We start from the raw sequence: 8,986 nt of genomic DNA on the forward strand, positions 1-8,986 counted from the left end.
TTTTGCCCGGACTTCCTTTTTGAATGAAATCAACAGTAATCTTCCTCATATTCCTCCTCTGTCCTGCTGTTTCCCAGAGACAGGGGGCGGAAGATCGTTTTACGTCCGATGTAGCATAAGAGCCGCGTGATTTCGATGCCGGCAAAAATACCGATACTGTCAATCAGCACATCTCTGGGAGAAGGGGTTCGGCCGGGGACAAAGGACTGGTGCCATTCATCCAGCCCGGCAAAGGCCACACAGAACAGCCCTGCGGCAAGCAAAAGCTTCCATCCCCGCAGGCGGTATACGTACAGCGGAAAAGAAACCGAAACAGCCAGAAGAAAATATTCCGTCATATGAGCTGTTTTGCGCACATAATGTTCGATCCGCTGCGCATAATGCAGTATCTGCGCATCATTCCAGTCCTTGTCCAGCACCTGTTCGCAGGCCTGTACGAAGCGCAGGCTTACCGAACTGCTCACCGCGCCGGAGACGTCGCCGTCCTGTGCGGAAAAACTGAAAATGACATACATCATAATCAGTGCCGGAAGGAAAGAAAGCGGCTTCAGCACATACCGCAGCAGTTTTTTCAAAAACAATTTCACATATTTCATATAGATTCCCCGATTCTTTTTCTGTTACTATCTCAAACGCTGCCAGTTTCCGAAGCCTTGAATCTTTCCTGTAATCTGACTTTGCACTTACAGCCAACGCGATAGTTCCCTATCTGATTAATGTGAACATATTAGCACACAAAAATTCTGAAAAAAAGAAAATAGCGGAAAATTTAAATAAAAATTCATAAATTATGCTATTATTAACCTTAATCCCGTATATAGGGAACACAAAAATTCGGCTTTATTTTTTCGTGTATTTATGATACGATATGAACAAGCCGGATTTCAGAGAGGTCTTTCTATGGGAGAAAAATCAGCGCACAAAAAACAATTCATAGTAGAAACGGCAAGGCAGGTTTTCGTGGAAAAAGGCTACAAGGATGTGACCATGAAAGATATTGTGGATGCCTGCGGTATCAGCAGGGGAGGCCTGTACCTTTATTTTGAGAGTACGGCAGAGCTTTTCAGGGAAGTCCTGGAAGCGGAGCAGAAGGAAAAGGATGATATTTTTTCGGGAGAAATTCCTGAAGATGCCACTGCCACAGATATTCTTCTTGTGTTTCTGAAAGAACAGAAAAAGGAAATACTTCTTAAAAAAAACAGCATAACAGTTGCTGCCTACGAGTATTTTTTTGCAAATAAACCCGCCAAAAAGGATAACCTGCTCCGCAGGAAATTTTTGGAGTCCGTGGATATCCTCAAAGGACTGATCGAGGCCGGTGTGGAAAACGGGGAATTCGTCTGTGAGGATCCGGAGAGTACGGCGCAGGATATCATGTTTGTGCTGGAAGGGCTGCGGGTGTGTTCCCAGACGATGGGACTGTCTGAAAGCAGGGTGGACAGAGAGCTTCTTTATATCATGGAGGGGCTTGTATATGAAGATTTATAACTGTGACAGATATCAATATTTTACTTAAATGATAACGAATGCCTCAAGGATGAGCCTTGGGGCGTTTTGTATGTAAGCTGCGGACAAATATAAGCGGTGAAGGAAAGGAAGCAAAAAATTGATCGAACGTATTGTGGAGATGGAACTGCCGGCGGGAGAAAAACTGATAATAGAAAAAAACAGGATCCAGGGAGAACGGCTGCGCCCGGACGCCGCCAGGCTGGCAATTGTCACCGGCAGCCACGGCGACGAGCTGGAGGGACAGTATATCTGCTATGAGACAGCCAGACGACTGAAGGAAGGACTGCAGTTCCTTTCAGGCACGGTTGACATTTATCCGGCGCTGAACCCCCTGGGAATCGATGTGGTACAAAGAACCTCCCCTCTGGGAAATGTGGATATGAACCGCGTATTCCCCGGTTCCCCCGACGGAACCCTGCTGGAACAGGCCGCCGCCCGTATTGTGGAGGATCTGGAGGGCGCGGATTTATGCCTGGATATTCATGCAAGCGATGTATTCGTGAGGGAAATACCCCAGGTACGCCTGAGCGAAGATTTTGCAGAAAAACTCCTTCCCTATGCCAGGCTGATGAATGTGGATATGGTCTGGACCAACGCCACCGCAACCGTGCATGAATCAACCCTGGCCCATGCCATGAACAGCAGGGGAGTCCCTGCTTTAGTGGTGGAGCTGGGAGTGGGAAACCGGATCAGCCCGGAGTACGGCAGCCGCATCGTGGACGGTATTTTCAACGTGATGAACCTGCTGGGCATGTGGAAAGGAAAACACAGCATGGTGGGCATGCCTGCCGTTTCCACAGACGGTGAGGTGGAGTTTATCAGAGCATCCGTCAACGGCATGTTCCTCCCCTCCGCCGCACATAACCATTATATCAGACAGGGAGAGAAAATAGGCGAAATCGTGGATGTGATCAATGGAACAGTAAAACAGGAAATTTTTGCGCACAAATCAGGCCTTATCTTTACCCTCAGAGAATATCCTCTGGTATATGAAGGCGCCCTTCTCGCAAGAATTCTTACGGGAATCGAAGAAAAAAAGTGAACAGGAGAGCGAAATGGAAACGAAGGAATTATTTCGGATGAAATCCAACTACAGAGAAGACATGCTGGTGCAGGGATATCGCTTTGGAAAAGGCGAAAAAGCCGCCTGCATTGCAGGGGCCGTACGCGGAAATGAAATCCAGCAGCTCTACATCTGCTCCCAGCTGGTAAAACAACTCAAGGAACTGGAAAATAAAGGCTGCATCAACGCCAACAAAGAAATCATGGTAATCCCCGCCATCAACCCTTTTTCCGTCAACACCGGCAAACGTTTTTGGGGAGTAGGCGACATTGACATCAACCGCAGCTTCCCCGGAAACCAGGAAGGCGACACCACCTCCCGGATAGCCGCCGGAGTGCTGGAACAAATCTGCGACTACACCTACGGCATCCAGTTTGCCAGCTTTTACATGCCCGGAGAATTCGTCCCCCATGTCCGAATGATGGAAACCGGCTTCCAAAGCCCGTCCCTGGCGAACCTGTTCGGCCTTCCCTATGTAGTGATCCGCAAACCCCGCCCCGTGGACACCAAAACCCTCAACTACAACTGGCAGAACCAATCCACCGCCGCCTTCAGCGTCTACACCAACAAAACCGACGAACTCGACGAAAAAAGCGCCGTCCGCGCCACCGGAGCCGTCCTGCGCTTCCTCACCCGCATGGGAATCATCCGCTACGAAAGCCACAGCGGCTACATCAGCCACGTAATCCAGGACGAAGACCTCACCAACGTCCACGCAGGAACCGCCGGCCTCTACCGCCGCCTCACCACCCCCGGAGAATACGTCCGCTACCACCAGCCCCTTGCCCAAATCCTGGATTCCTACGAAGGCTTCACCAAACAAGAAATCCTGGCCCCCACCGAAGGCATCATTTTCTACGCCCACAAAGACCCCCTCATAAACCAGGGCGACATCACCTTCCGCATCATCCACCGCCTCCACGAATAAAAAACAATCTACGACCTGCCCATGCATTCATGGTGTCAGCCCAATACCAACTTTGTGTAATAAAATCAAAAATAAAATGCTCCTTTCCCTCCCGTTACCATACCCTACCCTCCTCATCCGGCCGCCTTCCGTCCGTGTTTCTTCCCGGTGGGGCTGTCTGGCCTCTCTCCTGCCCGGGCGCCTGCTCTCTGTAGGGACGGCGGCATCTCAAAAAAAGGGCGGAAGTTTCTTACTGCTTTGCTCCTATGCTCCTCTGCCCGCCCCAGTACAGCATTGCATTAATATCACAGTAATGAGCACTCGCTATTCCCGCCAGCACTGCGTTGTCGTCGGTCAACGATGCCACCGCATCGCCTCCCTCCTCCGCCTTGTGCTGACAGGAATATCAAGCACTCATTACTGTGATATTAATGCAATGCTGTACTAGCGGTGCTGTCTGACGACTGCCAAGGAGGAGTTCAAGCCGCGTTGGCAGAGGAACATAGGAACAAAACAGTTAGAAACTCCCCCTTTTTTTGTCTGCCGCCGCCCCTACAGAGAGCAGGCGCCCGGGCAGGAGAGAGGCCAGACAGCCCCACCGGGGAGAAACACGGACGGAAGGCGGCCGGATGAGGCCGCTCACCCCCCATTTCCCCACCCCCATCTTTTTATTTCCCCTCATTTTATTAAATTGCATTGAAAAAAAACGCAGATTTTGTATAATAAGAAGAGAATGCCCGCCTCCCGGCCTGCTTTTATATGCCCGGAGGAAAAAGCAGCCGGCGGCTGGGGATGAAAAAAATGCCGGCCACAAACATTTGGAGGAGCCATTCATGGGAAATGTAAGACGTATCTATGTAGAGAAGAAAGCCCCTTTTGCTGTGAAAGCGAAGGAACTGAAAGGCGATCTGAAGAACTATCTGAACCTGAAAAAAGTAGAGGATGTGAGAATGTTCATCCGCTACGATGTGGAGCATATCAGCGATGAGGTATTTGAAAAGGCCTGCAAAACGGTGTTTTCCGAGCCTCCTGTAGATGACCTTTACAGAGAGCAGATTACCGTTCCGGAGAACGGAAGAGTATTTTCTGTGGAGTTCCTGCCCGGACAGTTTGACCAGAGAGCGGATTCTGCCCTGCAGTGCGTAAAGTTCTTAAATGAAGAAGAAGATCCAATTATCAGGACCGCGGTGACCTACCTGATTACCGGTGAGCTGACGGATGAAGAATTTGACAGGATAAAGGCCTACTGTATCAACCCTGTGGATTCCAGGGAAACGGATATGGTTAAGCCGGAAACACTGGAAACAAATTTTGAGGAGCCGGAGGATGTGAAGATTTTTGACGGCTTCCGGAACCTGAAGGAGGAAGAACTCAGAGAACTTTATGATTCCCTGGGGCTTGCTATGACCTTCCGGGATTTCCAGCATATTCAGAATTACTATGTGAACGACGAAAACAGAGATCCCTCCATGACGGAGATCCGTGTCCTCGATACGTATTGGTCCGATCATTGCCGTCACACCACTTTTTCCACGGAGCTGAAGGATGTGGAATTCGGGGAAGGCTACTACCGGACACCCATAGAAAGCACCTATCAAAGCTACCTGGATACCAGGGAAGAGATTTTCAAGGGAAGAAAGGACAAGTTTGTCTGCCTGATGGATCTGGCTCTCATGGGTATGCGCAAGCTGAAAAAAGAAGGAAAACTCCAGGATATGGAGGAGTCCGATGAAATCAACGCCTGCTCCGTCATCGTCCCTGTGGAAATGGATTACGGAGACGGCCCTGTTACCGAGGAATGGCTTATTTTCTTTAAAAATGAAACCCATAACCATCCCACCGAAATCGAACCCTTCGGCGGTGCTGCCACCTGTCTGGGCGGCGCTATCCGGGACCCTCTTTCCGGACGCGGTTATGTATATCAGGCCATGCGCGTGACCGGGGCGGCGGATCCTACCGTTCCCGTAGCAGACACCTTAAAGGGAAAGCTTTCCCAGAAAAAGCTGGTCCGCGGCGCTGCAGACGGCTACTCCTCTTATGGCAATCAGATCGGTCTGGCAACCGGTTATGTAAAAGAAGTATATCATCCCAATTATGTGGCAAAACGTATGGAAATCGGCGCCGTTATGGGTGCCGCTCCCAGAAAAAATGTAATCCGTGAAACCTCCGATCCGGGCGATATCATCATCCTCTTGGGCGGACGCACCGGAAGGGACGGCTGCGGCGGCGCTACAGGTTCCTCCAAGGTGCATACGGAAGAGAGTATTGAAACCTGCGGCGCGGAAGTACAGAAGGGAAATGCGCCTACGGAACGTAAAATCCAGAGGCTGTTCCGCAGGGCGGAAGTCAGCAGGCTGATTAAGAAATGCAATGATTTCGGTGCCGGCGGCGTATCGGTTGCCATCGGTGAGCTGGCGGACGGACTCCGGGTGGATCTGGATAAGGTTCCCAAGAAATACGCGGGTCTGGACGGAACGGAGCTTGCCATCTCCGAATCCCAGGAAAGGATGGCCGTTGTGGTAGCTCCCGGGGATGTGGATACTTTCCTGGATTATGCGAAGGAAGAAAATCTGGAGGCTGTGAGCGTTGCGGTTGTAACAAAGGAGCCCCGCCTCGTCCTTACCTGGAGGGGAAAAGAAATCGTGAATATTTCCAGGGCGTTCCTGGATACCAACGGAGCTCATCAGGAGACAGGCGTATATGTGGATATCCCGGCGGAGGGCAGCAGCTATTTTGATAAATACGCCGTTCCCGAAGCAGGAGAGGCGCTGGAAGCCGGTGATGCGAAAAAGGCATGGCTTACCCTGCTTTCCAATCTGAATGTCTGCTCCCAGAAGGGCCTTGTGGAAATGTTCGACTCCTCCATCGGGGCAGCCAGCGTGCTGATGCCCTACGGCGGAAAATACCAGCTTACGGAAACACAGGCTATGGTGGCAAAACTGCCTGTCCTGAAGGGGAAAACAGATACCGTAACCATGATGAGCTACGGGTTTGATCCTTATCTTTCCTCCTGGAGCCCTTATCACGGAGCGGTGTATGCCGTGACCGAATCCATGGCAAGAATCGTTGCCAGCGGCGGTGATTTCCATAAGATCCGTTTCACCTTCCAGGAATATTTCCGCAGGATGACGGAGGATCCCAAACGTTGGAGCCAGCCTTTTGCCGCCCTGCTGGGGGCGTTTGACGCACAGGTCGGCTATGGCCTTCCTTCCATCGGAGGCAAGGATTCCATGTCCGGCACCTTTAATGAAATTGATGTGCCTCCTACCCTGGTATCCTTTGCGGTGGATGTGGCTAAGGAAAAGGATATTATCACACCCGAATTTAAAAAGCCGGGAAATAAGGTAGTACGCTTCTGCATGGAGAGGGATGAATACGATATCCCTGTTTATGAAAGTGTCATGGAGCTTTATGACAAGATTACGGAAATGATCCGCGACGGCGTTATTATATCCGCATATGCGCTGGACAGCAAGGGTGCGGCAGCGGCTCTTCCCAAGATGGCCTTCGGCAATCATCTGGGTGTGGAGCTGAGTGATGACGCGGATTTGGAAGAACTCTTTGAAAATGCTCTGGGCGATATCATGGCGGAGGTTCCCGCAGATAAGATCAACCTGATAGACACCGCTTATGAGCTTATCGGTACCATTACCAAAGAACCCATGGTTACCTTCGGAGATGTGGAAATCACTCTGGATGAGATGCTCTGCGCATGGAAGGGAACTCTGGAAAAAGTATTCCCCACCAAAGCGAGCGAGGAAACGGCGCCGGTGGAAAGCAGCCTTTATAAGGCGGACAGCATCTATGTATGCAGACAGAAGGTGGCGAAGCCCGTCGTATTCATCCCCGTGTTCCCCGGAACGAACTGCGAATACGACAGCACAAAGGCTTTTGAAAGAGCGGGAGCCAGCGTGGTGACCAAGGTGTTTAAAAACCTGAGCGCTGAGGATATCCGTGAATCCGTGGCGGAATTTGAAAAGGCGATCAATGATGCCCAAATCATCATGTTCCCCGGCGGATTCTCCGCAGGCGATGAGCCGGATGGAAGTGCCAAATTTTTTGCAACCGCATTCCAGAATGCCAGGATTAAGGAAGCTGTCATGAAGCTGGTGAATGAGCGTGACGGCCTGTGCCTGGGCATCTGCAACGGCTTCCAGGCCCTGATCAAGCTGGGACTGGTTCCCTTCGGTGAAATTGTGGGACAGAAGGAGAATTCCCCGACACTGACCTTCAATACCATAAACCGCCACATTTCCAAAATGGTTTATACCAAGGTGGTATCCAACAAGTCACCCTGGCTTGCAAATGCACAACTTGGCAAGACTTATGTAACACCCGCATCCCATGGAGAAGGCCGTTTTGTAGCGGACGATGAATGGATCAAAAAGCTGTTTGCCAACGGACAGGTGGCAACGCAGTACGCGGATCCGGAAGGATATGTTTCCATGGATGAAGAATGGAACGTTAACGGTTCCTATGCGGCGATTGAAGGAATCACCTCTCCGGACGGACGTATCCTGGGCAAGATGGCCCATGTGGAAAGAAGAGGAGACGGAGTCGCCATTAATATTTATGGAGAACAGGATTTGAAGATCTTTGAATCCGGGGTTGCTTACTTCAAGTAAGGAATTGCCTTATATTTACAATAATTATAGAAAGACAAGAAATCCCACGGCAGGGTATGCCGTGGGATTTCTTTCGGACAGCCATCAGCTGTCCAGCTTTTTTATACTTAAAGTGGCATTGGCATTATTATTAATTATTGCATTCAGATTATCGGGAAGGGTTCTCACAATAAGGAGCACCAGATCCAATACATCACCCGAAGATAAAGGAACAATAACACTTGCCGACAAACGCCCGTCAAAGGAGAGGTTGGCAGTGTCATCCTCCGCCAGGGTCTGGGAACCTCTCGTCTGGGTAAGGATTTCCCCGTTCCTGCGTACGGCAGCCGCCGCTGTGGAAGCCTGGCTGGTATTCAGAAGGATATTATAATTGATTTCATAATCCCCGGCAGTCTGTACAGTCAGAGAGTTATTGACTGCAGTGACATTTTTAAGCGGCATGGGAGTATTCAGTTTTACCTGTACCGGAACGTCAGCAGCAGTGAAAAAAACAAGCTGCGTTCCGCTGTTATAAAGACCTCCGTAAGCGGCAAGGCCTGCCGGTTTGCCTGAAGCCGGCCTGGACAGCCGGGCTTTATTGGGGATACAGCCGCCGCATGGATGGCAGCCATTTTGTTTCTGATACATAAAATTACCTGCTTTTTCTCTTTATTCCATGGTATGACAAAAAATGCACATGGTGATAAGCCATAACAGTACAGCCCCTCTCCAGCCTCTGGGCCTGTGTATCCTGCCCGGCCGGCCTTCCTCTCTCCGCTGCCGTTCCCGGCCATGCAGAGGATCCTGTAAGGGGCGTATAAACTCGCCGGTCCTTAGGCTGCGTCCTGTGCTTGTCTCTTATAACAATCTAGATGTGTATAAGAGCAAGCCTCAAGCATAGGC

The 8,986-nt window shown here is 50.6% G+C and carries 6 protein-coding genes; 4 read left to right on the forward strand and 2 right to left on the reverse strand.

Annotation, left to right across the window (positions count from 1 at the left end; translation table 11 throughout):
* Positions 1–29: 29 nt before the first annotated feature.
* Positions 30–596: a VanZ family protein gene (locus BLA28_RS31825; RefSeq protein WP_069153941.1), complete on the reverse strand. Its 567-nt coding sequence runs from the start codon at positions 594–596 to the stop codon at positions 30–32.
* A gap of 304 nt (positions 597–900) precedes the next feature.
* Between BLA28_RS31825 and BLA28_RS31830 the strand changes: the two genes are divergently transcribed.
* From BLA28_RS31830 to BLA28_RS31850, 4 genes are all read left to right on the forward strand, one after another.
* Positions 901–1,488 carry a TetR/AcrR family transcriptional regulator gene (locus BLA28_RS31830; protein ID WP_044971865.1) on the forward strand — a complete coding sequence of 196 codons (588 nt, stop codon included), beginning with the start codon at positions 901–903 and terminating at the stop codon, positions 1,486–1,488.
* Positions 1,489–1,606: 118 nt separating this feature from the next.
* A complete protein-coding gene (locus BLA28_RS31835) occupies positions 1,607–2,551 on the forward strand; it encodes a M14 family metallopeptidase (protein ID WP_016360309.1) in 945 nt (314 codons plus the stop codon).
* 13 nt (positions 2,552–2,564) lie between these two features.
* Positions 2,565–3,500, forward strand: coding sequence for a M14 family metallopeptidase (locus BLA28_RS31840; RefSeq protein WP_071699745.1), 936 nt, complete (start codon positions 2,565–2,567; stop codon positions 3,498–3,500).
* A gap of 812 nt (positions 3,501–4,312) precedes the next feature.
* The gene (locus BLA28_RS31850) at positions 4,313–8,104 is read left to right on the forward strand and encodes a phosphoribosylformylglycinamidine synthase (protein WP_069156763.1); all 3,792 of its coding nucleotides are present in this window, start codon (positions 4,313–4,315) and stop codon (positions 8,102–8,104) included.
* Positions 8,105–8,188: 84 nt separating this feature from the next.
* Here the strand turns inward: BLA28_RS31850 and BLA28_RS31855 are convergent, their stop codons facing one another.
* Positions 8,189–8,731 carry a hypothetical protein gene (locus tag BLA28_RS31855; RefSeq protein WP_069156762.1) on the reverse strand — a complete coding sequence of 181 codons (543 nt, stop codon included), beginning with the start codon at positions 8,729–8,731 and terminating at the stop codon, positions 8,189–8,191.
* Positions 8,732–8,986 lie beyond the last annotated feature (255 nt).

Source organism: Eisenbergiella tayi, assembly GCF_001881565.1.
Lineage (GTDB): Bacteria > Bacillota > Clostridia > Lachnospirales > Lachnospiraceae > Eisenbergiella > Eisenbergiella tayi.

Coding starts and splice junctions, on each gene's coding strand:
- BLA28_RS31855 (WP_069156762.1), bottom strand. CDS start 8,731: ATGTATCAGAAACAAAATGGCTGCCATCCATGCGGCGGCTGTATCCCC.
- BLA28_RS31850 (WP_069156763.1), top strand. CDS start 4,313: ATGGGAAATGTAAGACGTATCTATGTAGAGAAGAAAGCCCCTTTTGCT.
- BLA28_RS31840 (WP_071699745.1), top strand. CDS start 2,565: ATGGAAACGAAGGAATTATTTCGGATGAAATCCAACTACAGAGAAGAC.
- BLA28_RS31830 (WP_044971865.1), top strand. CDS start 901: ATGGGAGAAAAATCAGCGCACAAAAAACAATTCATAGTAGAAACGGCA.
- BLA28_RS31825 (WP_069153941.1), bottom strand. CDS start 596: ATGAAATATGTGAAATTGTTTTTGAAAAAACTGCTGCGGTATGTGCTG.